We start from the raw sequence: 24,455 nt of genomic DNA, 5'->3' as shown, positions 1-24,455 counted from the left end.
AACACCGGGAATCATTCCGGAAAACATTGCGGCGAAAGAGGACGGGAATGATGCAGCGACAGACGAGTATCACAATCCGGACTGCCACCGCGGCGGCCTCGGCGGGATCTATGCCGATGACCAAGATGACCAGCCGGGAGGCATCGCGATGACCAGTGGATTCAGCCATGCCCTGCTCGTGACCGGTTCCCGAACCTGGGACGCCGCGGAGGCCATGAAGGCGGCTTTGAACGAGGCCTGGAGAGCCTGGGGACCGTCTGCGGTCGCCCGACCTGTGCTCCTGTCAGGGCACTGTCCCAAGGGTGCTGACGCCATGGCCGAGCGGCTGTGGCGGGCTGCCGGCTTCGAAGTAATTGAGTTCACGGCCGACTGGAGCGCTGAGCCCAAGGCGGCGGGCTTCACCCGGAACCAACGGATGGTCGATGCCCTCGTCGCCATGCGCGCCGGGGGAGCGCAGGTCCGTGTCGCCGCCTTCCTGGACCTTTGCAGCAAGTGCGACCAACGCACCGGCCAGCAGCAGCTGATGCCCGGAACGCCAGGGCACTTCTCACATGGCACCGTGCACGCCCGCTCCTGCGCCCTGGCTGCAAGCATCGAGGTCGAAGACATCATCCACCCGCGCCTGCCTCCGTTCTGACAAGTGCACACCCCGGACATGACAACAGCCCTGCAGCTGGTGCTGCAGGGCTGTTGATCCTTGATTCGAATAGGTGGCCGGAAATCACTCCGGTATGGCCCGAAAGACTGCGGAAAGGGTGGGCTAGAGAGTCCGCTCGATGCCGTGTGCCTCATCGTGGGCCTTCATGACAGCTTTCGGAATGCGACCGAACTCGGGCACTTCATGACCGTTCTCGCGCGCCCACTTACGGATCTCCTCGCGTTCCTCGGGCGTCGTCTCGGGCACGAGTCGTTTCTTCTCGCCCTTCTTAGTGGCCTTTCGACCTTTACTGATGTATTCCTTGAGATTCTTCTCAAGCTCTTTGCGCTCTTCGTCGGTCAGGTCTATCTCGAACCAGGTGTCGCCCAGTCCGAAGGTGACTGTGGCAGCATCCGGCTTGCCACTGATGTCCGACTCCACAATATTTCGAATAGCCATGTCTTGAATGGTAGACGATCCGAACCACCTTAGAGAAGTCTTTGGGCACGCCAGAACGACAGATCTTTCCAATGCCTTCATCATAGGCCGAAAACGCTGCTATACCAGCATAATAAACCCGCCACACTGCTAAAATCACACTGCCAGCGGGTGCCTTTCCCCACCCCTGTAAACCGACCATTCGACACGATCGAGAGGCCCCCCACCATGACCATTCTCCAGACCGTCGATGACCATCCACTGACGGACGACGGCGTCGACCTGTTCGCCCTGATGTGCCAGCGCCGCGGCTGGACCGACGAGTACCTCCGCGAGATCGAATCAGCTGAACACGACGAGCTCCTGGGCCTGGCCGAGATGGTCGAGGCCCTGGAAGACGCCCGGGTCGCCGGCCACAAGGTCACCATCGCCCCTGACTTCGACATGGACGGGATCTCCTCCGGTGTGCTCGGCTACGCCGGACTGTCAGAGCTCGGCTTCGACGTCGAGCTGCACGTGCCCGACTACCGCCGCGGCCACGACCTCACGCCCGAGGACATCGCAGAGATCGCCGCGACGTGGCCGGACACCAAGGTCCTGCTGACCTGCGACGGGGGAGTGAACTCCCACCGCGGGATCGCCGCCGCCCGGGCTCTGGGATGGAAGACCCTGGTCACCGACCACCACGAGGAGCTCGAACCCGGTTCGAGCGCCGACGTCACCGTCGACCCCTGTCGGATGGACGAGACCTACGCCAACACCGGCATCTGCGGAGCGCACGTGCTCTACCAGGTGTTGGAGGCCTATGCCCGCGTCCACCGGCGGGAGAAGCTCTGGGAGATCCGCCTGCTGCGCCTGTTCGCCGGCCTGGGCACCGTCTCCGACGTCATGCCCGTGCTGTACGAGAACCGGCAGCTGGTGCGCGACTCACTGTCCATCGCACGGCTGCTGTACGCGCCCGCGCCGCGCACGGTCCCGACCCCCTGGGGCTTCGACCCGGACCCCGAAGCGATCGAAGTCGGGCAGTCGACGCTGATGCAGCTGCTGCGCGTCGACCCGCACCACCCGGCCTTCGTCCGGGCCTTCGAGGGCTTCGCGGTCCTGCTGAAGGCCTTCGGCCAGGCAGGCAAGGTCCGCGACATCGACAGCATCGACGAGGGCTTCTACGGGTTCTACCTCGCGCCGGCGATGAACTCCCCGCGCCGCACGGGCGACCCGCTCGCACCGTGCTTCGGCGTGTTCACCGCGCCTGACCAGGACTTGATGCTCGAGGCGGCACACCAGGTCATCGCGACCAACGAGAGCCGCAAGGAGCTTGTCGAGGTCCACACCCGGGAGCTCGAGGAGGGCGATCAGCCGCTGGCCCCCTGGGTCTACTTCTCCGAGGCCTACCCGGGCATGTACGGTCTGCTCGCCAACCGGCTGATGGAGCGCCACGGCCACCCGGTCGTCGTGCTCAACCGTCCCGCCGGGCCGGATGACTACGTCGGAGGCTCCGGCCGGGCACCGTCGTGGTTCGGCATCATCGACACGCTCGAGCACCAGGACGGCATGCGCGCCATCGGCCACCAGCAGGCCTGCGGCGTCAAGGTCGACCGGGCGGAACTGCTCGACGGCCTGGTCGAAGCATTGCGGGAGGCCACGCAGGTTGCCCTGCTGGCTGTCGTCCAGGATGAGCGCCGGGCCGACCTGGTCCTGGGCCCGGACCGGGACTGCGATGCTGGCCTGGACGACCTGGAGCCTCTGGTCGGCTTCGTCCGGCGTGTGGAAGCGCTGCGGCCCTTCGGCCACGGCTTCGTCGAGCCGGTGGTCGAAATCGCTGTCGAGCCCCTCGGGCTGCGGGTGGACCGGATCGGTTCCGATACTGACTGCGGCCATGAGCGCACCGACGCCAACCTGATGACCAACGCCCGCGGCTACCGCGTGTGCCGCCTGTGCAAGAAGCACCTGCGGCTGGTCACCAGGTCCGGGCTGTCCTGCCTGTGGTGGAACGTCGCCGAGGAGAAGGAGCCGGAGATTTCGGCTCTGACGCGGTCGGCCAGCCGCACCGAGGTCGGAACGCTGCGTTTCATCGCGAAGCTGCAGCTGAACACCTTCCGCGGCGAGACCCGCGTCCAGGCCGTCATCGAAGAGCAGATCCCCGCGTCTGTCTGACCACGGAAAGGAGGCGGGGATGCCCGCTCCACCCATCAAGTCCCGGCTCGTCTCCATCGCGTGGTGTGTCCTCGTGCCCCTCGGCGTGCTCGCCGCCTACCTGGGACTTGGCCTTGCCGTAGTTTCCGTGGTCGGTGAGCCCGTCCTGGGTACGGCGGTGCTCGGAGGCCTGGTGGCGCTGCTCGTCGGCGCTGCCAGGCTCTTCCGGCCCCGGTGGTTCGCCAACGCGCCAACGGTCCGACCGATGTCCGGAACACCGCGCTTTACCCGAACGGTGCTTGGGTGCCTGGCTCTGGCGTTCTTCGCCGGCCAGTCCTTGGCCCTGTGGCTCTATACCCTGGGCGGCTCGGCGGGATTCGATGAATCGACCCGAGCCAGGACAGACGCCGGGCCCGTCGTGGCCCTCCTGCTCGCACTGGTGGCAGCGCCGGTGGCCGAGGAGATGCTTTTCCGCGGCCTGCTCTACCCGCTGCTGCGGCGCAGGGTCGGCATCGTCGCGGCGGTGCTCGTCACCGCCGCGGGCTTCAGCCTGCTGCACGCCAACGTCGTCCAGTTTGCTGCCACGCTGCCCCTGGCGGTGCTGCTGGCGCTGGTCTACGAACGCACCCGCGTCCTGTGGCCGTGCGTGCTGCTCCACCTGGCCTTCAACCTCGCGGCCGTCCTTGTCCCCGCCCAGCTGCTGGGCGCACTGGCGAACCCCGTCTCAGCGCTGCTGATGACCGCGGCGTTCCTCGCGTGCGCCCTGGCGGTGTACCGCATGGCGGCACCCGCGCCCGGGCCTGCACAAGACGACAGGGAGGCCGGCGGGGAAGAAGGCGGGGAAAGCGAGCCACAGGCCGCATAGCGGCCGGGCTCAATGTGCAGGACTGACGCTGGTGCCCTCCGGGCGACCTTTCGGCCGTGGGCCGACGGTCGCTCCGGAGGGCCTGCTCTCGGGTGACCGGGGTGATCCGGTCACCGGGGGATTGGCTGAAGGATTTTCGTCAGCCAGACCTGAGAGGAGGTGGATCCACCATGGCCGTCGTCAATAAGTGCGCGTATGACGCGCAAGGCCGGCTCGTGCGCCCCAGCGGCAGCGAAGTGCGCCGCGCGCGGTTCGCCAGCGACTTCGACACCGGTGAGAGGCCGACCTTCGATCGAGGGTCCATGCACTTCTTCACCATGAGCACCAGCGGCCGCACGGCGGAGCAGGCGCACGAACGCGCCCGCGAGATGCTCGCCCGCTTCTTCGAACGTGCCGAGTCCGTCGCTGGCTTCCGCAAGCTCGAGATGCACCGGAGGCAGGGTGTGATGCCCTGCAACCGCAACGTCTCCATCACCTACGACATCCTGTACGCCGTCGAGGACGGCCACCGGGTCCGTGCCCACATACCCGAGTCCCCCAATGCGGGATACCGGCGAGGCCGCGGCGCGGCCGCCTTCTAGGCGGCCGGCGCACCCAGGGCCTCGCACCAGCGTGAACGCGCAGAAAGGCCGGAGAGCTCCCTTCCCACGGGGATGCTTCTCCGGCCTTTCTGTTTTCACGTTCCTGTGACAACAACACCTGGTGACGGTTCCTGGCCCTAACACCGATGCCCACTCTATCAGTGTCGATTCATCATGTGCAATGCAGTCGGCATCCCATTCCGGCGACCATTCGAAGGCCTGTCTCGAATCACTCGGAATAACTCGGAAACCCGGTCGACCAGGACGCCGGACCCATCACGATCGCTCCCGTCAGGGCCGTCAGGGCCTGATGCTCCGCTGCACGGGAGGACGCAGCGCCGAGGTGTACCACGTGTCGTGGTACACCTCCCGATCCCAGTGCTGGCCTGCTCAAACGGCGGGTCAGGCGACCGCGGCCGAGGAAGTCGGTACCACGTGCCCGAGCGGACGTGGTACGCCGTTTTGCCTTGGTAGATCAGCGTTTTCGGCAGGTGTACCACGAGTACCACCAGATTCCGAGCGTTTACATATGTGCGCGAAGGACGCCTCCGATCGGTCATCCAGCCAGTAAGAGCTCTTATCCCCATGCGCGTATATCTAGTCTTTATTTAGTGGTACAAGTGGTACAGGGGGTATATAAAGCCACGTCTGACCAGGGCAAACGCCTGTACCACGTGCAAATCTCCATGTGGTACACCCCGTTTGGAGAAGTCCTGAAATCCCCGACTGACCAGGGGAAGCAGGTGTACCACGTCAAGTGGTACACCTTCCGATACCCAAAGGGGGTATACCGGCTCGCTGCTGCAGCCGGATCCCAGCTCTGGAGGTTCCCGGCCGGCCGGTCGGAAGAACTCCCCGAACCCCGACCAGGGGGTCGGGCGGCTCACGCCGCCCGCGGGGGAGTGCTCGAGCACGAGAAGCCAGCGGCTCCGTGGGGCATACGCCCCCGGAGCCGCTGTTTCTCATTCCAGACCGCACGCTCTCGTCGTGTCGCCGTGGCCTCCGGGTCTCGCGCGCGACCCCTCCGAGCCCCACCCGGGTACCACCCGGGACCTCTGTCGGACCATGAGTCAGCTATCAGTCGACTCGTTGCGAAAGACCATTCGGATGGCATAGAGTCGTGAGCACGTTCCTATTCGATTACGAGACCAATCGGCTTCCCACTCACTGCCGGCAGGTACTCGACGCGATCGAGAAAGACAGCAGCATGACGACTCCTGACGACCCAACGCCCGTCTTCGACGAGGACTTCGACACCCCCTCGACCAACCCTGTCGCCGACGCCTTCACCGAGGTCATGACGTACTTCGCCGACGGCGGCGACATCGCCCCGCAAAACGAAATCGTCACGCGCGCGACCGAGGTCTACCTCCAGCTGATCGACCCGTCGGACCCGCCGGCACCGCGCCTTCTCGAGAAGCAGCTGCTCGCGATCGTGAACGGCGTCTCCAAGGCCGAGAACAGCAAGACCAAGGTGGCCGCCGAGAAGCTGCCCCTGGCCCGGCACCTGACCTACTGGCAAGTGGCGCAAATCCTGTTGAGCCTGCACCACGTGATCCGCATCGCCCCCAGCGCCAAGGACACTGACCGCGAGTACGACCTGCTGGCGATGTACCAGGCCACCGGCCCGGGCCGCGGCACGTACACCACCAGCGAGGACGACATCCGCACCACGGCACGCCGTTACAACACGCAGCTGACACTCAAGGAGTTCGCCGAGGTCCTGGCAGTACTCCGCGAGGACAGTCCGCGCCGGCACCAGTGCAGCCACAGAGACCTCATCGCCGTGAACAACGGCGTGTTCCACTACGGCCGCGAGGCCCGGGACATTTATGAGGGCGGCAAGGCCTTCCACTTCGAACCCAAGTCGCTCGTACCCTTCGACCCGGCACTGGTGTTCCTGGCCAAGTGCCACATCGACTACGTCGAAGACCCGGACAACCCGGTGATCGTCCACCCTGTCGACGGCTCGGTCTGGGACATCGAGTCCTGGATCCACGAGCTCTCCGACGAGGAGGGTATCCCCGAGCTGCTCTGGGAGGTCATCGGCGCGATCATCCGGCCGCACGTCAGCTGGGGCAAGACTGCCTGGTTCTATTCAGAACAGGGCAACAACGGCAAGGGCACGCTGTGCTCGCTCATGCGCAACCTGTGCGGGCCACGCTCGCACACCTCGATCCCGCTGAGCGACTTCGGCAAGGACTTCGCGCTCGAGCCGCTCGTGCGCGCCAACGCGATCATCGTCGACGAGAACGACGTGGGCACCTTCATCGACAAAGCGGCCAACCTGAAGGCGATCGTCACCAACGACGTCATCCAGATCAACCGGAAGTACCGGATGCCGATCGCCTACCAGTTCTTCGGCTTCATGGTCCAGTGCCTCAACGAGTTCCCGCGCGTGAAGGACAAGTCCGAAAGCTTCTACCGCCGGCAGCTGTTCGTACCGTTCAACAAGAGCTTCACCGGCATGGAGCGCAAGTACATCAAGGACGACTACCTCCAGCGCCGCGAGGTCCTGGAGTACGCCCTCTGGTACGTGCTCAACCGCGCCGGCGCAGCCGACCCGGGCAACTACTACCAGCTCTCCGAGCCGGTGGCGACCAAGGTGGTCCTGGCCGAGTACAAGGAGGCCAACGACCCCGTGCGCGCCTTCTGGGAAGAGTTCCGCGAGCGGCTGGTGTGGGACCTGGTGCCTTTCACCTTCACCTATGACCTCTACAAGGCCTGGTTCGCAGACGTCTCGCCCTCGGGGTCGCCCGTGAGCAACAAGCAGTTCATCACGGACCTGGTTGCGATCGTGCGGCCTGACCCGCTGTGGCACTGCCCGGACAAGAACAAGAAGATCCGCCCCGGCCAGATGATGGCCACCCCCGAGACGACCATCGCCGAGTACGAGCTGAAGAAGTGGATGAACCCGCACTACAGCGGCTCGGACCCGAAAAAGAAGTCGCAGCCGGTCCTTCAGGCCAACTACCGCGGCCTGCTCCGGCACACAGGTCCCGCCGCCCAGGTGGACGCCGACGACGAGGACACCACAGGAGAGGACTGATCCGACCATGCCCACAATCGCCAGGGCCATCACCGAGCTAGCCCGGGCGGTGACCGACCTTGCCAAGCAACAAGGCAGGGCGAGCACCGCGCTGGCCGATGTCGCCCGCGAACAGCGGATCACCAACCTGATCGTCCGCTCGCAGATCAGTGCCGACCCGGAGGAGAAGCGGCGGCTCGTGGCTGAGGCCTCCAGCCGGATGGACGCCCCGCGCCGCCGCTCTCCACACAACCCGATCGAGTGAAGACAAGAACGGAAAACAGGACATGACCCAGCCGCACCCGAACGAACCGGACTGGAAAGGCGGATGTGCAGGAGAGGGAGTCTCACCCGGAAAGGAATGCGCCGACTGCACCGGCCAGCGTGAGCACTTCGGCTACTCCCTGGTGGGAGGTCGATGGGCCCGCGGTGCCCGGCCGGTCCCCGCGCCCGTCACAAGGAAAAAGCGCCGCCTAAGGCCATCCGCGGCAGCGCCCGGCACCCCGACCAGATAACTGCATACCCCGGCCGTGACGGCCGGTGACGACCGAAAGGCCAGACCCATGACCACCCAGCGCACCCCCGCCACAGCTGAGACCGCGCTCTTCACGTTCTACGACATCGAATCGCTGTCGAACGTCTTCACGCTGTGCGCCTACACCCCGCGGCCGGGCCGCGCCGTCCACGACCTGGAGATCTTCTTCCTGGCCGACGACCCGGCGCTGGTCGCCTCCGTCGACCCCCAGGCCCTCTACGACACCGTGATCCGCTCCAACCCGGGGCTGCCCGCAGTCAGCGTCCAGCTTTGGAACCTCGGCGGCGAACGGGGCAGCCTCCGGCTCGCCGAACTGATGGGTCTCTCGAACGCCGACCAGGTGTGCAACCACTCCGACCCAGGCGGGTATCCCGCGGCGCTGCGTCCGGTCTGCGACACAGACCCCGAGTACGACCCGGCACTGCATCCGTTCCTTGCTGGCTACAACTCAATGAACTATGACACGACCATGGTCGCGCTCTACCTCAACGAGGCGTTTCCGGCCCCGGGCAGCGGTCGGCCGTTTCAGCCGACCACGGCCCGTACTCTGCGCGACCACAACGACCAGCTCTTCTCGTCCCAGCACATCGAGTACATGCCTGGCTACCTCGGCTGGGACGGGGCGGCTGCGAAGATCCGTCGCGCCATGCTTCACTCGGGCCGGCACCTGGACGTGGCCCGGCTGAACGAACTGCAGTCCAAGGTCAGCCTCAAGCGCCTGCTCGGGATGCTCGGCCGCCAGATCAAGGAATCCGAGAAGCTCAGTCATGACACGAGCATCGAGGCGGTAGAGGATCTCTATGAGCTGCTGGCCTACAACGTCTCGGACTGCCTTGGTCTGGCCCAGCTGTTCCGGCACCCGGCGTACGCGAGCAACTTCGATCTCAAGGCCGCTCTGCTCGCCCAGTTCACCGAAACGGTGTTCACCAAGAACGGTGCGGTGCGCAAGGACCGGCTGGCAGTCGACTCCTCATCGGCAAAGTTCGTGGGCCGCATCCTCGCACCCAACGCCTCACTGGATGACATCGAGGCGGTGTCCTTCGTATATCCGCACCCCGAGGTCGCTAAAGAACGCGGGATCGAGCCGGTCAACGTGCTCGACGAGTGCGTGCGCTTCTTCGAGGAGAACGTCGCGCCCGACCCGGCCACCCACTCCGAAGTGACTGCAGCCCAGCGCGAGGCCCACCGGCAGTTCCTGCAAGTCGTGGCGTACTACCGCTCGATCGAGGGGCAGAACTTCAACGACTCCGAGGAGTACCGCGACAAGTTCAGCCTTCCGGCCCGGTCTCTGCACGATGTGCCCAAGACCCCGAACAACGTGCCGTATTTCCGGGCGGACGCCTCGCCGTCGTCCTGCTTCGCCACGTTCTCCACCGGTGGCATCCATGGGGCCGAAGCCGACCTGTCGGTGTTCAACGCCGAGAAGGTCGAGCACAACGATCAGACCATGATGCTCATCCGGGCAGCGCAGGCCTTCCCGGACGCAAAGGACTTCGTGGCCGAGGCCAAACGTCAGCACGCCATGCTCCGCCTGCCCGACGGCACCTTCGTCGACAAGCGGCTGGTCCTGCTGGGTTCGGACCCGGAGAAGGTCAAGTACCGCAAGCCGAAGAAGGACGACCCTGACCAGGCCGGGCAGCTCGCCCGCGCCCAGGCCCAGGTGCCTGACCCGGCGGACCTGTTGACCACCCAGCGGCCCGAGGCGGAGGCGCTGAACGTCGTCCTGCCCGACGGCGGTGTCCTGGAAGGCAAGGTGGTACTCGCCAACAGCACGGCCACCAATGCCGCCTACCGCGATGAGCCGGCCAAGAAGAAGCCGGAGCTGTTCATCGCCAAGGAAGACGGCTCCGACAAGCTGCACCCGAAGTTCGCACGCACCTCGGCTGGCCTGGTGATCCACGAGGACTTCACCAGCTACTACCCGAACCTGCTGCGCAACATGCGGGCGTTCTGGAACCCCGAGCTGGGTGAGGACCGCTACGCGAAGATCTTCTTCGACAAGGAGCGCTACGGCCAGGAGATCAAGGGGCTGAAGAAGCAGCTGGCCCAGCTTCCGGGCGACAGCCCTGAAGCTGGGCGGCTGAAGGCTCAGATCGCCGGGCTCGGCGTGCTGCGCAACGGCACGAAGCTGATCCTCAACTCGGCCTCGGGCGCAGGCGACGCAAGTCACCGCACGCCGATCCGGATGAACAACCGCATCATCTCGATGCGCATCCTTGGCCAGCTGTTCAGCTGGCGGATCGGACAGGCCCAGACCCTGGCCGGGGCGAGGATCATCTCCACCAACACCGACGGCCTCTACTCGGTCGTCGGCGGCGAGAACGGATTCGACGAAGCGACCAACAACCGGGTGCTCGCCGAGCAGCAGGAGGCCATCGGCGTCGACATCGAACCTGAGCTGATGTTCCTCATCAGCAAGGACTCGAACAACCGCCTGGAGCTGGAGGCCCCGGAGCCGGGGCGGTCCGTGGCAGACAGTCCGATCATCGCCGCCGGTGGCGGCACGCTGGCCTGCCACGCGGGCCCGACTCCGACGAAGTCGCTGGCCCACCCAGCCGTGATCGACTTCGCACTGGCCCGCTACCTGCAGACGGTGGCGAGCAGGGGAGAGTCGGCGATCGCGGAGCCCTTCGACCTGATGCTGGGCCGGAAGGTGATCGAGGAGGCGGTCCTGGAGGACGACCCGATCCGGTCGCTCCTGCTGTTCCAGAACGTCATCGCGGCCTCCCGCGGCTCGATCACCTACCCCTTCTCGGCTGCACCCATCGACCCCGCCGTGGGTGTGAAGTACAGCGAGCAGGGTCACGTGACCAACGTCCGCGACCCGCAGGTGCTGCAGATGGTCAACCGGGTGTTCATCGTCCGCGAGGGCACTGAGAACGCCCGGAGCCTGCTCAACGCCGGTGCCTGGAAGGTCACCGCGGCCAGCCAGGCCAAGCGCCGCGAAGAGGACATCGGCCGGACCAAGCGCGACCCGGTCGCGCTGGAGGTGCTGCGCCATCACGGCTGGGCCCGCTCCCGCGCCGAGGCCAGCATGTCGGACGGGCTCGCCGTGCTCCCGGACGACCAAGACGTCGTGGTGCGGCGCATTAACGCCATCGACCCAACCTGGTCGATGGTCGTCGTCAACGACGACCTGCACCAGCTGCCGGCCGACCGGATCGAGCGGCTCATCGCCTCGCTGGACCTGGACACCTACGTCCGGATGCTCGAGGAGACGTTCACCAAGAACTGGATGAACGAGGCCGCCTGAGCCGATCCACCACAGCCCGCACAAGGGGGCCGCGCACGTCGCGGCCCCCTTGTGCGACTCTGTGCACCATTGCAAATGGTTCCGCACAGATCATTCACTTCGAGTCATAATTGAGTACGAAAGGCAATTCAGACTCGACACGACACGACCACGAGAGGCCATCATGTCCCAGTCAACACTCCCTGTCCGCTCCACTGACCCGGAGACCTCCTACGCCGCCGCCGTGAAGGCCGCGCTCGGCGCATCCCGCGTCCGTCCCATCGTGCTCGACATCGTCCGCGAGAAGGGCCCGCTCACCCACGACGAGCTCATCGCCGCTTACCACGACCGCGTCGTCACCAGCCTCGGCGAGGTGCCGCGCTCCTCGGACTCCGGCATCCGCACCCGGCTCAAGGAGCTCGCCCACCAGGGCCTGGTGACCGTCGCCGACATCGACGGCTTCTCCAACTACGGCAATGCGGCCAAGCGCTGGGTCGTAGTCGACCCTGACGACCCGAGCTTCGTCTACGACCCGGACGCCATCGCTGCCTACATCGACGACGAGGACATCGTCGGCTTCGGGCACTTCCTTGACGGCGACGCCTCCGACGCTGCCGGGACCGACGAGGACTGAGCCCCCATGCCGAGGAAGAAGAACCAGCGGGAGAAGGCCGTCGAGCAGTACCTGCTCACGCAGTGCCGCCGGCACGGTCTGTTCTGCCTGAAGTTCGTGTCCCCGGCCCGCGGGGGCGTCCCCGACCGAATCGTCCTCACGCCCACCGGCACGGTCTTCGTCGAGGTCAAGCGACCCGGCGGAGACCTCGAGAAGCGCCAGCGCGTCATGCACGCCAAGATGCGCCGTTTCGGTGCCGAGATCCACGTCGTGGATGACGAGCAGGCCGTCGACGCCTTCATCACCCACGTGCTCGGTTACCGCCGGATCGAGAGCCAGCAGAAAGCAGCATCATGACCGCAACAGCCACGGCCGCGGGCCCGGAGACAGCCGCCCGCGACTACGAAACGAAAGACTCGGGATCACGCAGGGTCACGGCCTCCGGCATGCAGCGCGAGGTGAAGACAGGCCAGCCCCGCTTCGACCTGCTCGTACCGCTTCAGGTGCCCTACCAGGACCAGCTGTTCACAAGGACGGCCGCGCTCGTGGAGCGTGGAGCGCGCAAGTACGACTCGCGCGACTGGGAGCAGGCCAGCACTGCCGCAGAGATGGAGGAGTTCCGCGCCAGCGCCTTCCGCCACTTCATGCAGTGGATGTGCGGCGAAGACGATGAGGACCACGCGGCTGCCGTGGTGTTCAACCTCCTGGCCGCGGAAAGCACCCGGACGGTGATCGCCCGCGGTGCCGCCGGAACCCCGGAGGCCGCCCGATGAGCGGCCGTGTCACCAAGGGCAACGGCCAGGCCACCTCGGCCTTCCGCCAGCTCACCCGGGCCGACCTGGGCACCTTCGATCGCGAGGCCACGGAGCTCGTGCTCGAAGCGATGCGGGCCGGCTGCGTTGGACGTGTCTCGTCCCGGGGCCACGCCATCCTGCGCAACAATGCCGGCGGATCCGTCTCGGTGCCGCGCAACATGACCTCACCCAACCGCACGGCGCAGAACGCCCGTGCCGACATGAAACGGCTGCTCGGCGGGCACCGGGGCGATCATGCAGTATCCGCCGCAGACCGCAGGCCACGCGGGAAACGGCAGATGACCGTCGCGGTGGCCTTCGTGGAGCACCCAGCCGCCTTCTCCCGCTGGTTCGACGCCCAGCCCGAGGGCCTGCCTGCGGACCAGCTCATCGAGGTCTCGTTCGACGGGCCGGGGAGCCGGCCTTCCAGGCCGTGCCCGTCGACCCGCCCGCACAGCCCGATGCACCGGAACAAGACCAGCCGGAATCCGCGACGGCCCGGCCCACCCGCCGCCGGGGACACCTGATGATCGCGCCCGAGCCCGGGCAGGAAGCAGAGGACGACATGACCGCCGAGGCCAAGGAAGATTTGCCGTTTGCGACGCCCATACCCGATTCGACTGTCGGGGATGCCTCTGCCGAAGCGGTGCTTGAGCGCGTACGCACCGCGCTGGGTGAGGACCCGCGTGTCACCGCCCTGCAGCGCAGGATCGTCTGGCTGGAGGAAGAGCTAGCCGCCCAGACACGCCGGGCCGATGACGCCGAGGTCCGCCTGGGCCTTATCCGCGAGGCATTCCATGCCTGATCCCGACTACCGACAACCCACGAGAGGAGGCCGCACACCATGACCACGACCATCGCACCACCACAGCCGTCACCCGCGCCCATCGTGCTCAAGCCCTACCAGCAGCAGATCCACGACTTCCTCGTCAGCCGCCCCTTCGCCGGAGCCTGGCTTGGTGTCGGAGCCGGGAAGACGCTTTCGACGCTCAGCGTCCTGCAGACAGTCCGGCCGATGGGCCACATCCTCGTCGTCGCACCGATCGCGATCGCTCGCTCGACCTGGCTAGACGAGATCGACAAATGGGGATTCCCGATCCGAACCAAGTCGCTCATCGTCAACGAGAACGACCGGAAGCTGCCCAAGGAGAAGCGACTGGAACGCTTTCGGGAAGTCTTCTCCGACCCGCCGACGATGTACTTCGTCAACCAGGAGTTGCTGACCCAGCCCTCCCAGGGTTCGCGTCTGCTCCAGCTGACCGGCGACCCCACCGGCGATGCCATCGCCGCCGGGATCTCACCGGAGGCCGTGCGGCTGCGCGACCTCATCGAGACGATCGGACCAATGGCCCAGGAGCAGCTGATCGGACACTTCCTGCAGCTGGCTGCCGGGCAGTCCGGAACCAAAGTCCCCACCAAGACCGCTGTCAAGGAGGCGATCAGCGAGCTCGTCACCCGCGGTGCGCTGGAGCGCGAGAGCCACGACTGTCGCAGCTGCGGCGGCGACGGCTGCGCGCAGTGCCGCTACGGCCTGGTCGACCAGATGCCGATCCAGTCCATCAACGGACAGGACACCCTCATCTGGCCGTTTCAGACGGTAATCATCGACGAATCACAGGGCTTCAAGTCCCACAGCAGCGCCCGGTTCAAGGCCTTGAAAGCGGTCCGCCCGGCCATCACGCGGCTCATCGAGCTGACTGGCACGCCGAGCCCGAACGGGCTGCACGACCTGTGGAGCCAGATCTACCTGCTCGACCAGGGCGAGGCCCTGGGCCGGACCATCACGGAGTTCCGCAACCGGTGGTTCATCCCGAAGATGGTGCCTGGCACCACCACCCCGGCGAAGTGGATCCCGACCCCGAACGCCGAGGCTGAGATCCATGAGGCCATCAGGCACCTGGTGATGAGCGCGCAGAACACCAACCTCAACCTGCCGGGCCTGACGATCCAGGACGCCAACGTCACCCTCCCTCCGGACCTCATGCAGGCCTACAAGGAGTTCAGGCGCGACCTCGTGCTCGACGTCGTGAAGACCTACCAGGACGAGGACGGCAAGCTCACCCAGAGCGTTGAGTCGATCGTCGCCGAGAACCAGGCGGTCCTCACCAGCAAACTGATGCAGTTCGCCTCGGGGACGCTCTACACGGCCGACCCGGAGGACCCGGCGACCAAGGGCCAGTACGAGGTTATCCACGACAAGAAGCTCGAAATGGCCGAGTACTTGGTGCGCAACAGCGGGGGAGACCCCGTGCTGGTCGCGTACCACTTCCGCTCTGACCTGGAGCAGCTGATGGCGCGCTTCAAGAAGGCGGGCATCGACGCGCAGGTCTTTGACGGCTCGCGGGAGATGGTCCGCCGGTGGAACGCCAAGCAGATCCAGGTGATGCTGCTGCACCCCGCGGCGGCCGGCCACGGCCTGAACCTGCAGGACGGCGGCTCGACGATGATCTGGTACACGCTGCCGTTCTCGCTCGAGCACTACCTGCAGACCAACGGCCGTCTCTACCGCACGGGGCAGACCAAGCCCGTGGTGATCCACCGGATTATCACCAAGGGCACTCAGGACGAGCGGATGCCCGGAGTCCTGGCAGAGAAGCAGCAGGTCCAGGACGACCTCATCTCGGCTGTGTCCGGCGAGGAGGCGATCCTCGTCGCCCTCGAGGAGGAGATCCAGGACGACCTCAACGACCTGTGGGTCTCCGAACGGGTCTGACCGACCCATTCCGACGCCGCGGAGCGCCAGCCACACGCCGGCGCTCCGCGGCGCACCACCCCGACCCCAGTGCCACCCGGCCCGAGGAGGACTGATCCATGAATGACCCGAAGCACCAGGCCTGGCCCGATGGAGCGCGCGTGCGCTTCACCGCTGAGGCCAGAGAAGCCATGCAGGCGCGGCCCGGAACGAAGCCGCTGCGCGCACCGGCCCTCGGGCCAAACACGGACTACACGATCGACAACACCGACGACGGCCTGCACGACGTCGTGCTGCGCGAGACCGGGGAACGCTACGGCGTGCTCTGGCTCCAGAGCGCAGAGCACGAACCCGTCGACCCCGACGTCGCGCTGCTCGAGGAGCTCTTCGACCGCGAGCTGCCGGCCAGCTTCGACCCCGCCCGAGGGACAAGGAGCGTCGCTCGCCATCACGGAGCAGGGATGGCCGCAGCCGGAGCCCGGCCCGCCACGACCGTGGTCCCGCGCGGCAACTGGATGCAGACCTACACGGGTCGCCGGTTCTACCCGCTGGACCCGCGGCCCGAGGACGTGGACATCGCCGACATCGCACACGCGCTGTCCATGCAGTGCCGCTACAACGGCCACGTCCGCCGGTTCATGTCCGTCGCCGAGCACTGCGTACTCCTCTCGCGACTCGTCGCCCCGGAGCACGCGCTCTGGGCGTTGCTGCACGACGCGACAGAGGCATACGTGGGCGACATGGTCCGCCCGCTGAAGCTTCACATGCCGGAGTACCGGGCCGTCGAGGACGGTGTCATGGTCGCCATCGCACAGAAGTTCAGCATCGACCCCGCCATGCCCGCCGAGGTGAAGCACGCCGACTCGCGGATCCTGCTCGACGAGCGCGCGGCGCTGCTGGGCGAGCCGGCGGGGGACTGGGAGGTTCCAGGTCAGCCCTTCGGGATCGAGATCCAGGCCTGGAGCCCGGATGCTGCCGAGCTCGAGTACCGCCTGCGCTTCGCCGAGCTGACTGGAGACCCGGCCGGTCTGCCCGTCGGGCTGTGCGGAGACCGGGAGGACCACCTGCCCCACACCCACCGCAGCGCCTCGCTTGGCGGGCTCTGGTGCTCCGCTGACCAGGACTCCCGCCTCCCCTGGGCCGCCGAACGTCGGCAGACCCACACCGGAAACGCAGGAGAACAGCCCCATGGCTGAGACCAGGATGACCGGGACGGAACGCATCGCAGCTGGTTCATGAATGACCGGTGACCAGCACCCTGCGGGTGCTGGTCACCGGAGGGCACAGCGTCGGGGTCGGCAGGGCCGACCCGGGTGCCGGGGCAGTGATGTCGGGGGTCGGGTCCCGGCCCGGTCCCCCCTCATTGCCACGACACCACAACAAGAAGGAGCGAGTCCCATGGCTGAGCAGCCCATCTACCGGCTCCCGCCTGCGGGTTGGTCGGACTTCGGCGCACACATAGACCAGCCGGAGGTCCGCCTCGAGTTCTCGGCCGAGACCGGCGAGGACGGGATGCCGCTCTGGGAGCGGCCCATCGACATCCGTCACGACGACCAGGAGGTCTCACCATGAAGGCGTACAGCACGCAGACTGAACGCACCTACGATTCCTGGGAGGACCTGGTGGCCGAGGAGGCCAACGGCTACGGCGTCGTGGTGATGATGCAGGCCGAGAGCCTGAAGTCCGCCAGCCCCCAGACCTACTCGCGCCTGATTGGGCCGTTCGACGACCAGAAGAAGGCCCGGAACAAGGCCGCGGCCGTTCGCCGCGCCTGGAAACGCGCCAAGGACCGCGACCCCCGTATCCAGCTGCTGGGCGTCTCGGTCGAGCCCATCTGGCCCGACCTGCGCTTCGGCACCAGGGACTGAGCCCTAATTCCACAACCAGCGCCACGGGCGCGCTGTCGGGGCCGACGCTCCGCAGACCATCAACGACACGACCGACAAGGACATCCGCCATGACCATGACGACCACCGCCCGCCCCGCACCTCCACGCCTGCAGGACCCGCTCGACGCCGTGATGCGCAGCTGCCTGCGCGATGACGCAGTCTGGGCCGAGGTCACCACCACACCGGCCGGCCTCAACCAGACCGAGCACTGGCTGAAGACCACCGCCTCAAGCATCGACCAGCAGCTCTCATTCCGCCAGGACGACGCCGAGATCTGGCGGCTGTCCCCGCTGGATCACAGCACACAGCTGATCGAGTTCCTCGAGTGGCGCAAGGGCGCGCTCTACCTCAAGAGCCTCTGCGAGAAGCGCCTCATCGACATCAAGCGCCTGCGGACCGCCGACGAGGAGCGCGCCGAGGAGATGAAGGTCCTGCTGGTCCGCCTGGCGCAAGCCGTCGTCGCCCACGAGGGCGAGCTGATCGGAGACGAGGACCTGTACGGAGCCCTCGACCGGATCTCGCTTCCCGGCGCGGACGCGCCGACCCTGCGGGAGTACCTCCAGTTCCGCGACGGCTCGAAGAACTGACCCAGACCACACGACCGCAGCCTCGCCGCGGCCGGGTCCCTGTGGGCCGGCGGCGCGACGGGGCTCCTCGATCCCGGGCCAAGCGGCCCGGCGGAAAGAACCGCATGACGCCCCAGACCACCACGACCACCGCAGAAGAGCTCGTCCCTGAGATCGAGCAGACCCTGCTCGATTCGCGGGCGGACCGTGCCCTGCACGAACGCCGTGGGGTGCACGAGCACTTCGAGCAGACGGAGCTGAGCGACCACGAGCGCACCGTGATGCTCGACGTCACCCTGGCGCTGCTCATCCGGCATCGGCTGCCCATCGACGCCGACCGCGCCGCGAAGGCGGTGGCCGCCGCGCAGACCGCCGATGCCCGCACGTGGGCGGCTGGCTGCGCCCGCCACATCGCCCGCGTGGGGGAGGAGAAGAACCCATGAGCCGAAAGCGCAGGCAGCACTACTCCACCGAGGGCTTCCGGCCGTCGGCGAATCCCGAACAGGCGCACTGGATGCGGGAACTCCGCAAGTCCAGTGCGACGCAGCGGCACACCCCCAAGCCCCGCAAGGGCACCCGCCGCGAGCGGGAGCGACAGGCGATCCGCGACCAGCAGCGACACCGAGGAGACCACCCATGACCGACAACAACCGAGGGCCCGCAACCGGAATCGCGCTCGACGCAGAGTCACTGCGCGCCGAGCTGCAGGAGGCCCCGGAGGCCCACGGCCTCGATCCGGAGCAGGCGGCGGAGATCGCAGCGCTCCCGGACGGACAGATCAACAGCTGGATACACGAGCTCGCCGCGCGCGACGACGCCTTCTGGGCGCTTTACGACGGGCTCCGCCGGCGCACCATCGCCCATCTCGCCGAGATGCACAGCACAGCCAAGGACGTGGAGCCGTGAACGCGCCCCTGCCCGACTGGTGGGTCGACGCGACGCCGGACGGCAAGCGCGCCAAGCACCCCGGCAAGCACGAGGTCTACGTCTACGGCCAGCAGCGCGCAGACGGCATGGCGTGCATCGGGTGCAGCTGGCAGCACAGCACGGTCATGTCGACACCAGCAGCCATCGCCCGGCACGACGCCGACCAGCACCTCGAGCACGACCACGGGCTCTGGGTGCCCATCGATCGCGGCCCCCTCGCGGGCACCTGCCCGTGCGGGAAGCCCGGGCTGTACGCCGACTCGGTGCTGCGGACCAAGGTCCGCGCAGTCCTCCAGAAGGCGCAGCCGTGGAGCCCGACACCGGACCAGCTGGCGGACCTGCTCGTCGGCGCGCTCGTGCCCGACCACGGCATCCTCGTGGCCTTTACAGCCGAGCAGCAGACCGAGTCCGACTGGGAGCTGGGCTACAGCGCCTCGTACACCGACCTCGCTGCCCCCGAAGTGCTCGGCCACCGCCTGAGCGAGCGGGAGCTCGCCGAGCTGTACTTCCAGATCGAGGCCATGGGTGGACTCGGCGAGTCCGAGGCCTACCGCGACCTGGACAAGGCCGTCGAGCGCCTCGGCGAGGAACCCGCCCGGCAGCTGCGCGAGCGTGTGGCCCAGCCCGGGCTGTTCGACCTGGAGCCCGACGTCTGAGAGCCAGGGCCTCCACACCACAACGACCCCCAGCAGGAGAGAGAAGGAAACCAAGTCCCATGACCCCCACCACGATCGGCGACCTGCCCCGGACCGCCCACACCGCGCCGAAAATCACCATCTACGGGCCGGCGGAGTGCCCGAACTGCGACAAGGCCAAGAGCCTGTTCGATCGGCAGCAGCCCGCGATGCAGTACACCAAGATCGACATCGAGCAGGGCGATGAAAACCACCGCCACATTACCGAAGACCTCGGATACGCCCAGGCACCCGTGATCGTCGTCAAGCTGGCCTCCGGCCGCACCGTCCACTGGGGCGGGCACCGCCAGGACATGCTCACCGCCCTCGTCCGGCTGTGCACCAAGGGCATCGTCCCGGAGGACCGGAAGGCGGCGTCCTGATGGCAGCGGCGCAGCAGCGCCTCGACCTCAGCATCACCGCCAGGCAGGCCGACATCCTGCTCGACACGCTCGTCGACAAATCCGTCGAGACGGACCACTACCTGCTGTCCCATCCCAAGGACGAGCCCGACAAGACCGACACCTGCTGCGACGCGCACCTGGCCCGGTTCGAGCAGCGCGCACTCCAGCGCAAGGCGCTGCTCGAACGGAAAGCAGAGGTACAACACCTCATCGCGCTCATCGAGGCGATCCTGCCGGCGTTCGAGGCCTCCGGGTCCTCCCCGGTAAGCACCATAGCCGTGGACCTGTCCGGCGTGACGCTCGTCTACCGGGACACGACAGGCAAGACGCACGAGCAGCCGCTGGCCGACATCGGATCCGCCGGGACCCTCATCGACCCCGACAGCGGAGACGACCTCGAGCTCATCGCCGCGCTGGTCGCAGCAGACCCCACCCGAACCAAAACCCAGGGAGCAACCCCATGAGCCTGCACATCGACAGCCTTGCCGACCTCGTCCGCGGAGCTGCGTCCGGCGGCGACAACACCCGGGAAGACTTCGAGCTTGCGCTCGACCAGGTCTTCCCCCGGGATCAGCTCGACCCGTTTGAGGGGACCGGCAGCGAGGAGTACCTCGTCGGATGGACGATCGACCAGGATGCTGCATCGCCCGCTGAGGCCGCCAGCAAGGTCTGGCGGGAGGTCTTCCAGCGCGGACCATGGCAGCCCAGTGCTGACGAGGGCTGCGTCTTCACTGTCTCTCGTGAGGGCCAGCGGGTCGAGATTGACCTCAGCGACGAACACTTCGCGCACCTTTTCAGTGACTAAAAGGAACAGCGGGAGCAGCGCGCGGCGCAGCCGCCCCGAAGCACAGGACGGAAGCTTCGCGCACAGAGCCCCGGAGGAATGGGATCCTCCGGGGCTCTGTGCCCGCACACCCCGAGAACGAAGTACCGACACACGCACGACAACTTCGAGGAGGAGCCACGGTGCACGCACAGCAGAACACCCGCCTCCCGGCCGCACCGTCATGAGCGGCGAGGACCCCGACGAGAAGTGGCGCAGGGATGCCCTGTGCGCAGAAACAGACCCCGACGCGTTCTTCCCGGAGAAGGGCGGCAACACCACCGACGCCAAGAAGGTCTGTGCCCAGTGCGGGGTGCGCGCACAGTGCCTGGATTACGCATTGAGCGCCGACGAGCGCTTCGGCATCTGGGGCGGACTCAGCACCGCCGAACGCGACCGCCTTATCAGGACTTCACCGGTGGCACACCGGAGCGCCGCCCAGGCGCAAAAGCAGGAACGCGACACCCTCATCGTCGCGATGGCCGGCAGGGGGATCGACCCCCGGACCATCGCGGACATGGCCGAGGTCACCGACCGCACCGTCTACCGGGTGCTCGCCCGGCACAAGGAGCGGGAGGACGCCGTCTCCGCCTGAGCGCAGCACCGTCAATTGAAAGGACCGCCATGCCACTGTTCCCGAACCGATTCAGGCAGCAGGACCTGCTGCCCGGGGACGCATATCCCCCTGAACGGACTACAGGCGCGCCCATGCCGGCCAGGAAACGCGCCGCCATTGACCGGAAGCTCCGCCGGATGGTGAGGCAGCATCGGCTCCCGGCCGAGCCGGGAGAGTACCTCGACGCAACGGGCGACCGCTGGACGCTCGACGCCCAAGGCGGCTGGACCGACGCCGGCGGCGTACACCGCGACGCCCGGTACGCGCCGATCATCGCCTTGTTCGTCCACAACTCCGGCCCGTTCACGCGCATCGAGAGCTGATGCCCACCCCCGCCGCAAAAGGAGCAACCATGCACCCCCGCATCGAAGACAGCCACCTCGACCCCGGACTCCTGCCGACCGTCAATCCACAGCAGCGCACCGACACCCAGCTCGTCGAGCCGGTGCTCCGGGCCATCCACGCCGCCGTCGCGGACTGCAGTGTGACCGCCGCCCAGGTCTTCGCCGGCCGGATCCACACGCGCAAGAACGAGGAGTGCACGACAGCGTTCGGCCGCCCGCCCACCGTCGGTCACGCATCTGACGGTGACGACTTCTACTTGCAGATCGGTGTCCGGGTGCCCTCGTACGCAGCCGCGCCGGTGCTCGAAGCGATCCACGCCGTCGAGGCCATGTCGGACGCGCAGGCGCTGCGCGAGGCGCGTGCCCGGCTCGCCGAGGCCAGGGCGCGCACCGCCGCGGCACAGAGCGAAGAAGCCCGGGTCGAGGCCGAGATCGCCCGCCTGGAACCAAAGAAGGAGTAGACCATGAGTGCCATCCAACCTCTGGCCGCCCGCATGCGGCCCACCTCCCTCGACCAGGTCGTGGGCCAGGAGCACCTGGTCTTTCCCGGCTCGCCGCTCGAGCTGCTCGCCCAGGGCGAGGGTGCGACCTCTGTCCTGCTCTGGGGTCCGCCCGGCGTCGGCAAGACCACCATCGCCTCGGTGATCGCCCGCCAGACCAACCGCCGCTTCGTCGAGCTCTCTGCGACCAGCGCCGGCGTAGCCGATGTCCGCAAAACGCTCGCCGCAGCCCAGAAGGCCCTCGACGACGACCTCCAGACGCTCGTGTTCATTGACGAGATCCACCGCTTCTCCAAGGCGCAGCAGGACGTCCTCCTGCCCGCCGTGGAGGCCGGGGTCATCTCGCTCATCGGCGCGACCACCGAGAACCCGAGCTTCTCAGTCAACTCGGCACTGGTCTCGCGCTCAATCCTGCTGGTCCTACGCCCTGTGGAGGACGGCGAGATCGTGAACCTGCTCTCGCGTGCCCTAGAGGAGGACCCGGTCCTCTCAGCCACCGGCATCGGGTTCGCCGACCCCGCGCTGCAGATCATTGCAGGGCTGTCCAGCGGCGACGTCCGCCAGGCGCTGAACCGGCTGGAGACCGCTGTCGCAACTGCGCAGGCCGCAGGCAAGAGCGTCGTCGACCGCGAGGTGCTGGAGCAGGTCACCGGCGCTGCGCTACAGCGTTACGACCGCGATGGCGACCAGCACTACGACGTCGCCAGCGCATTCATCAAGAGCATGAGAGGCAGCGACCCGGATGCGGCCCTGCACTGGCTGGCCCGGATGATCGAGGCGGGGGAGGACCCGAGGTTCATCGCACGGCGCTTGGTGGTGCACGCCTCCGAGGACGTCGGCATGGCCGACCCCTCGGTGCTGGGCATCGCAGTGGCCGCCGCCCAGGCAGTCCAGCTCATCGGTATGCCCGAGGCGCGGCTCAACCTCGCTCAGGCAACTGTCGCAATCGCCACGGCCCCCAAGTCGCCGGCCGTCATCCGTGGCATCGACCAAGCGCTGGAAGACGTCCGGCGCGGCCGGACCGGGAGCGTGCCGGTGCACCTGCGCGACGCGCACTACCCGGGCGCGAAGGGCCTCGGGCACGGCCAGGGCTACCTCTACCCGCACGACCACGAGCACGGAGTTGTCTTGCAGCAATACCTACCCGATGCCGTCCGCGGCACACAGTATTACCGTCCTACCGGCAATGGCTTCGAACAAACCATCGGCAGACGGTTGGCTGCGATCGATCAGATGACCGTGGAGGACAGGAACCCCCTCGACTAGATCGCGACCAGAGGTAGAACCGTGGCCGCATCATCCTGGATCGTCGCTGCATGGAAAATCACCAGCAAAGTCGTCGGCTTCCACAAGACCTACGAGAGGGGATGAGCATGATCAACGACAACACTGAACGCGCGAGGCAGACGCCGGAGTCCGACAAGCCCAGGACTGTGGACGACGGACTCTCAGCAGATCTTGGTATCGACGTCGCCGCCGTCGAAGCGCAGGCACGGTTGCATCTCGACCTGCTGCGCATGCAGCGCCGCGAGCCCGGCGAACTAGGCTACGTGCTCATCGACCGGGAGTTCCATCCCGGCGCAGCTGTCGTCTTCGCATCTCCCACAGAAGCCCGCAGCGCGCTGGAAGACCACCCTTTGATCGATGCCCTCTGTGAGGAGGACAGCGTCGATGCACGGGTCCCGGATCCGGCCGTTCTCTCCGACCTCGCCTCCCGCGAAGTCATTTTGCCCTGATCGCACGGAATCGCGAAGGAATGGAAACATGACCAACACCGGTATCTTCACCCAATCAGCAGCTTCAGTCCTGCAGGACGTCGAAGAGTTCTACTTCGGTGGCGCGCTTCCCTGGTACCACGGGAGCAAGCTGACAGAGGACGGCTTGCACGTGAGCATCACACTTGACGATCCAGAGTCTGATGACGAGTCCAAGACCAAGGACTACGAGCTGTCGGCCGCCCAAATCAAGGAAGCCTTTCGGAAGGCCAAGCAGAAGGGATACCACCTCTGCTGCTCTGCCGCCATCGAGTCCGAACAGCTCGGATTCGGCTGCGTCCAAGACCTTGACATCATCCTTCAGACCGCTTGCTACGGCGAGCTGGTCTTCGGCTGACGCCGCACCGGCTCGACTTCACCAGTGGAACTACTTCCACTAGGATGCAATC

The 24,455-nt window shown here is 66.8% G+C and carries 30 protein-coding genes and 1 pseudogene; 30 read left to right on the top strand and 1 reads right to left on the bottom strand.

The genetic code is table 11. The features are described 5' to 3' along the window. Positions 1–148 precede the first annotated feature (148 nt). Positions 149–637 (top strand): SLOG family protein, encoded by a 489-nt coding sequence (locus LD110_RS04070; RefSeq protein WP_225496587.1) that lies wholly within the window; start codon positions 149–151, stop codon positions 635–637. Between the two features lie 123 nt (positions 638–760). Here LD110_RS04070 and LD110_RS04065 read toward each other — a convergent pair whose 3' ends face one another. Further along, positions 761–1,096 (bottom strand): Lsr2 family protein, encoded by a 336-nt coding sequence (locus LD110_RS04065; RefSeq protein WP_056387574.1) that lies wholly within the window; start codon positions 1,094–1,096, stop codon positions 761–763. A 207-nt stretch (positions 1,097–1,303) separates the two neighbouring features. Between LD110_RS04065 and LD110_RS04060 the strand changes: the two genes are divergently transcribed. The 29 genes and pseudogenes from LD110_RS04060 (at position 1,304) to LD110_RS03920 (ending at position 24,403) form a co-directional block, all read left to right on the top strand. Beyond that, complete coding sequence (locus LD110_RS04060) at positions 1,304–3,229, top strand: DHH family phosphoesterase (protein WP_225496585.1); 1,926 nt, start codon at positions 1,304–1,306, stop codon at positions 3,227–3,229. 19 nt (positions 3,230–3,248) lie between these two features. Next, positions 3,249–4,073 carry a CPBP family intramembrane glutamic endopeptidase gene (locus LD110_RS04055; protein WP_225496583.1) on the top strand — a complete coding sequence of 275 codons (825 nt, stop codon included), beginning with the start codon at positions 3,249–3,251 and terminating at the stop codon, positions 4,071–4,073. 170 nt (positions 4,074–4,243) lie between these two features. Further along, the gene (locus LD110_RS04050) at positions 4,244–4,654 is read left to right on the top strand and encodes a hypothetical protein (protein WP_225496581.1); all 411 of its coding nucleotides are present in this window, start codon (positions 4,244–4,246) and stop codon (positions 4,652–4,654) included. A gap of 1,120 nt (positions 4,655–5,774) precedes the next feature. Further along, complete coding sequence (locus LD110_RS04045; RefSeq protein ID WP_225496579.1) at positions 5,775–7,703, top strand: phage/plasmid primase, P4 family; 1,929 nt, start codon at positions 5,775–5,777, stop codon at positions 7,701–7,703. A gap of 7 nt (positions 7,704–7,710) precedes the next feature. Continuing rightward, positions 7,711–7,947, top strand: a complete 237-nt coding sequence (locus LD110_RS04040) for a hypothetical protein (protein ID WP_225496578.1) — start codon at positions 7,711–7,713, stop codon at positions 7,945–7,947. A 298-nt stretch (positions 7,948–8,245) separates the two neighbouring features. Next, entirely contained in the window at positions 8,246–11,470 is a 3,225-nt protein-coding gene (locus LD110_RS04035) for a hypothetical protein (protein ID WP_225496577.1), read from the top strand. 163 nt (positions 11,471–11,633) lie between these two features. Then, positions 11,634–12,083, top strand: coding sequence for a hypothetical protein (locus tag LD110_RS04030; protein ID WP_133830763.1), 450 nt, complete (start codon positions 11,634–11,636; stop codon positions 12,081–12,083). Between the two features lie 6 nt (positions 12,084–12,089). Continuing rightward, positions 12,090–12,419, top strand: coding sequence for a VRR-NUC domain-containing protein (locus LD110_RS04025; protein WP_071416422.1), 330 nt, complete (start codon positions 12,090–12,092; stop codon positions 12,417–12,419). After that, a complete protein-coding gene (locus LD110_RS04020; RefSeq protein WP_225496574.1) occupies positions 12,416–12,835 on the top strand; it encodes a dATP/dGTP diphosphohydrolase domain-containing protein in 420 nt (139 codons plus the stop codon). The genes LD110_RS04025 and LD110_RS04020 overlap by 4 nt, the downstream gene beginning before the upstream one ends. Then, positions 12,832–13,383: a hypothetical protein gene (locus LD110_RS04015; RefSeq protein WP_225496572.1), complete on the top strand. Its 552-nt coding sequence runs from the start codon at positions 12,832–12,834 to the stop codon at positions 13,381–13,383. The genes LD110_RS04020 and LD110_RS04015 overlap by 4 nt, the downstream gene beginning before the upstream one ends. Next, positions 13,383–13,661, top strand: a complete 279-nt coding sequence (locus LD110_RS04010; protein ID WP_225496570.1) for a hypothetical protein — start codon at positions 13,383–13,385, stop codon at positions 13,659–13,661. Before LD110_RS04015 ends, LD110_RS04010 begins: the two co-directional genes overlap by 1 nt. Positions 13,662–13,700: 39 nt before the next feature. After that, positions 13,701–15,569, top strand: a complete 1,869-nt coding sequence (locus LD110_RS04005) for a DEAD/DEAH box helicase (protein WP_225496568.1) — start codon at positions 13,701–13,703, stop codon at positions 15,567–15,569. Between the two features lie 98 nt (positions 15,570–15,667). Further along, positions 15,668–16,744, top strand: a complete 1,077-nt coding sequence (locus tag LD110_RS04000; protein WP_225496567.1) for a hypothetical protein — start codon at positions 15,668–15,670, stop codon at positions 16,742–16,744. A gap of 202 nt (positions 16,745–16,946) precedes the next feature. Further along, entirely contained in the window at positions 16,947–17,120 is a 174-nt protein-coding gene (locus tag LD110_RS03995) for a hypothetical protein (RefSeq protein ID WP_156400143.1), read from the top strand. Next, positions 17,117–17,416, top strand: a complete 300-nt coding sequence (locus tag LD110_RS03990; RefSeq protein ID WP_166185640.1) for a hypothetical protein — start codon at positions 17,117–17,119, stop codon at positions 17,414–17,416. Before LD110_RS03995 ends, LD110_RS03990 begins: the two co-directional genes overlap by 4 nt. 89 nt (positions 17,417–17,505) lie before the next feature. Beyond that, complete coding sequence (locus LD110_RS03985; protein ID WP_225496566.1) at positions 17,506–18,024, top strand: hypothetical protein; 519 nt, start codon at positions 17,506–17,508, stop codon at positions 18,022–18,024. Between the two features lie 104 nt (positions 18,025–18,128). Beyond that, positions 18,129–18,446, top strand: a complete 318-nt coding sequence (locus LD110_RS03980) for a hypothetical protein (RefSeq protein ID WP_225496565.1) — start codon at positions 18,129–18,131, stop codon at positions 18,444–18,446. Beyond that, a complete protein-coding gene (locus tag LD110_RS03975) occupies positions 18,443–18,643 on the top strand; it encodes a hypothetical protein (protein WP_056387535.1) in 201 nt (66 codons plus the stop codon). The genes LD110_RS03980 and LD110_RS03975 overlap by 4 nt, the downstream gene beginning before the upstream one ends. Beyond that, the gene (locus LD110_RS03970) at positions 18,640–18,909 is read left to right on the top strand and encodes a hypothetical protein (protein WP_225496564.1); all 270 of its coding nucleotides are present in this window, start codon (positions 18,640–18,642) and stop codon (positions 18,907–18,909) included. The genes LD110_RS03975 and LD110_RS03970 overlap by 4 nt, the downstream gene beginning before the upstream one ends. 146 nt (positions 18,910–19,055) lie before the next feature. Beyond that, positions 19,056–19,586 carry a hypothetical protein gene (locus LD110_RS03965; RefSeq protein WP_225496563.1) on the top strand — a complete coding sequence of 177 codons (531 nt, stop codon included), beginning with the start codon at positions 19,056–19,058 and terminating at the stop codon, positions 19,584–19,586. Between the two features lie 59 nt (positions 19,587–19,645). After that, a complete protein-coding gene (locus LD110_RS03960) occupies positions 19,646–19,987 on the top strand; it encodes a glutaredoxin family protein (RefSeq protein ID WP_056387525.1) in 342 nt (113 codons plus the stop codon). Then, positions 19,942–20,472, top strand: a complete 531-nt coding sequence (locus tag LD110_RS03955; RefSeq protein WP_225497367.1) for a hypothetical protein — start codon at positions 19,942–19,944, stop codon at positions 20,470–20,472. Before LD110_RS03960 ends, LD110_RS03955 begins: the two co-directional genes overlap by 46 nt. Continuing rightward, positions 20,469–20,813, top strand: a complete 345-nt coding sequence (locus tag LD110_RS03950; protein WP_225496562.1) for a hypothetical protein — start codon at positions 20,469–20,471, stop codon at positions 20,811–20,813. The genes LD110_RS03955 and LD110_RS03950 overlap by 4 nt, the downstream gene beginning before the upstream one ends. A 229-nt stretch (positions 20,814–21,042) precedes the next feature. Continuing rightward, a pseudogene (locus tag LD110_RS03945) lies at positions 21,043–21,234 on the top strand (WhiB family transcriptional regulator); the annotation flags it as partial. A 221-nt stretch (positions 21,235–21,455) separates the two neighbouring features. Then, the gene (locus LD110_RS03940; protein WP_225496561.1) at positions 21,456–21,770 is read left to right on the top strand and encodes a hypothetical protein; all 315 of its coding nucleotides are present in this window, start codon (positions 21,456–21,458) and stop codon (positions 21,768–21,770) included. 29 nt (positions 21,771–21,799) lie between these two features. Further along, positions 21,800–22,252 carry a hypothetical protein gene (locus LD110_RS03935; RefSeq protein WP_225496559.1) on the top strand — a complete coding sequence of 151 codons (453 nt, stop codon included), beginning with the start codon at positions 21,800–21,802 and terminating at the stop codon, positions 22,250–22,252. A gap of 3 nt (positions 22,253–22,255) precedes the next feature. Further along, positions 22,256–23,557 (top strand): replication-associated recombination protein A, encoded by a 1,302-nt coding sequence (locus LD110_RS03930; RefSeq protein WP_225496558.1) that lies wholly within the window; start codon positions 22,256–22,258, stop codon positions 23,555–23,557. Between the two features lie 107 nt (positions 23,558–23,664). After that, on the top strand, positions 23,665–24,027 hold the full coding sequence (locus LD110_RS03925) for a hypothetical protein (RefSeq protein ID WP_225496556.1): 363 nt from the start codon (positions 23,665–23,667) through the stop codon (positions 24,025–24,027). 28 nt (positions 24,028–24,055) lie between these two features. Further along, complete coding sequence (locus LD110_RS03920; protein ID WP_133830752.1) at positions 24,056–24,403, top strand: hypothetical protein; 348 nt, start codon at positions 24,056–24,058, stop codon at positions 24,401–24,403. The last annotated feature ends 52 nt before the right edge of the window (positions 24,404–24,455 follow it).

The organism is Arthrobacter sp. M4 (assembly GCF_020251205.1).
In the GTDB taxonomy this organism is placed as follows: domain Bacteria; phylum Actinomycetota; class Actinomycetes; order Actinomycetales; family Micrococcaceae; genus Arthrobacter.
This window is presented reverse-complemented; position numbering and strand designations above follow the sequence as displayed.

Coding starts and splice junctions, on each gene's coding strand:
- LD110_RS03935 (WP_225496559.1), top strand. CDS start 21,800: ATGCACCCCCGCATCGAAGACAGCCACCTCGACCCCGGACTCCTGCCG.
- LD110_RS03985 (WP_225496566.1), top strand. CDS start 17,506: ATGACCATGACGACCACCGCCCGCCCCGCACCTCCACGCCTGCAGGAC.
- LD110_RS03995 (WP_156400143.1), top strand. CDS start 16,947: ATGGCTGAGCAGCCCATCTACCGGCTCCCGCCTGCGGGTTGGTCGGAC.
- LD110_RS03920 (WP_133830752.1), top strand. CDS start 24,056: ATGACCAACACCGGTATCTTCACCCAATCAGCAGCTTCAGTCCTGCAG.
- LD110_RS03970 (WP_225496564.1), top strand. CDS start 18,640: ATGACCGACAACAACCGAGGGCCCGCAACCGGAATCGCGCTCGACGCA.
- LD110_RS04050 (WP_225496581.1), top strand. CDS start 4,244: ATGGCCGTCGTCAATAAGTGCGCGTATGACGCGCAAGGCCGGCTCGTG.
- LD110_RS04040 (WP_225496578.1), top strand. CDS start 7,711: ATGCCCACAATCGCCAGGGCCATCACCGAGCTAGCCCGGGCGGTGACC.
- LD110_RS04055 (WP_225496583.1), top strand. CDS start 3,249: ATGCCCGCTCCACCCATCAAGTCCCGGCTCGTCTCCATCGCGTGGTGT.
- LD110_RS04015 (WP_225496572.1), top strand. CDS start 12,832: ATGAGCGGCCGTGTCACCAAGGGCAACGGCCAGGCCACCTCGGCCTTC.
- LD110_RS04035 (WP_225496577.1), top strand. CDS start 8,246: ATGACCACCCAGCGCACCCCCGCCACAGCTGAGACCGCGCTCTTCACG.
- LD110_RS03940 (WP_225496561.1), top strand. CDS start 21,456: ATGCCACTGTTCCCGAACCGATTCAGGCAGCAGGACCTGCTGCCCGGG.
- LD110_RS03950 (WP_225496562.1), top strand. CDS start 20,469: ATGAGCCTGCACATCGACAGCCTTGCCGACCTCGTCCGCGGAGCTGCG.
- LD110_RS03965 (WP_225496563.1), top strand. CDS start 19,056: ATGTCGACACCAGCAGCCATCGCCCGGCACGACGCCGACCAGCACCTC.
- LD110_RS03980 (WP_225496565.1), top strand. CDS start 18,129: ATGACGCCCCAGACCACCACGACCACCGCAGAAGAGCTCGTCCCTGAG.
- LD110_RS04060 (WP_225496585.1), top strand. CDS start 1,304: ATGACCATTCTCCAGACCGTCGATGACCATCCACTGACGGACGACGGC.
- LD110_RS03930 (WP_225496558.1), top strand. CDS start 22,256: ATGAGTGCCATCCAACCTCTGGCCGCCCGCATGCGGCCCACCTCCCTC.
- LD110_RS04000 (WP_225496567.1), top strand. CDS start 15,668: ATGAATGACCCGAAGCACCAGGCCTGGCCCGATGGAGCGCGCGTGCGC.
- LD110_RS04020 (WP_225496574.1), top strand. CDS start 12,416: ATGACCGCAACAGCCACGGCCGCGGGCCCGGAGACAGCCGCCCGCGAC.
- LD110_RS04070 (WP_225496587.1), top strand. CDS start 149: ATGACCAGTGGATTCAGCCATGCCCTGCTCGTGACCGGTTCCCGAACC.
- LD110_RS03960 (WP_056387525.1), top strand. CDS start 19,646: ATGACCCCCACCACGATCGGCGACCTGCCCCGGACCGCCCACACCGCG.
- LD110_RS03975 (WP_056387535.1), top strand. CDS start 18,443: ATGAGCCGAAAGCGCAGGCAGCACTACTCCACCGAGGGCTTCCGGCCG.
- LD110_RS04005 (WP_225496568.1), top strand. CDS start 13,701: ATGACCACGACCATCGCACCACCACAGCCGTCACCCGCGCCCATCGTG.
- LD110_RS04025 (WP_071416422.1), top strand. CDS start 12,090: ATGCCGAGGAAGAAGAACCAGCGGGAGAAGGCCGTCGAGCAGTACCTG.
- LD110_RS03925 (WP_225496556.1), top strand. CDS start 23,665: ATGATCAACGACAACACTGAACGCGCGAGGCAGACGCCGGAGTCCGAC.
- LD110_RS04065 (WP_056387574.1), bottom strand. CDS start 1,096: ATGGCTATTCGAAATATTGTGGAGTCGGACATCAGTGGCAAGCCGGAT.
- LD110_RS03990 (WP_166185640.1), top strand. CDS start 17,117: ATGAAGGCGTACAGCACGCAGACTGAACGCACCTACGATTCCTGGGAG.
- LD110_RS04030 (WP_133830763.1), top strand. CDS start 11,634: ATGTCCCAGTCAACACTCCCTGTCCGCTCCACTGACCCGGAGACCTCC.
- LD110_RS04010 (WP_225496570.1), top strand. CDS start 13,383: ATGATCGCGCCCGAGCCCGGGCAGGAAGCAGAGGACGACATGACCGCC.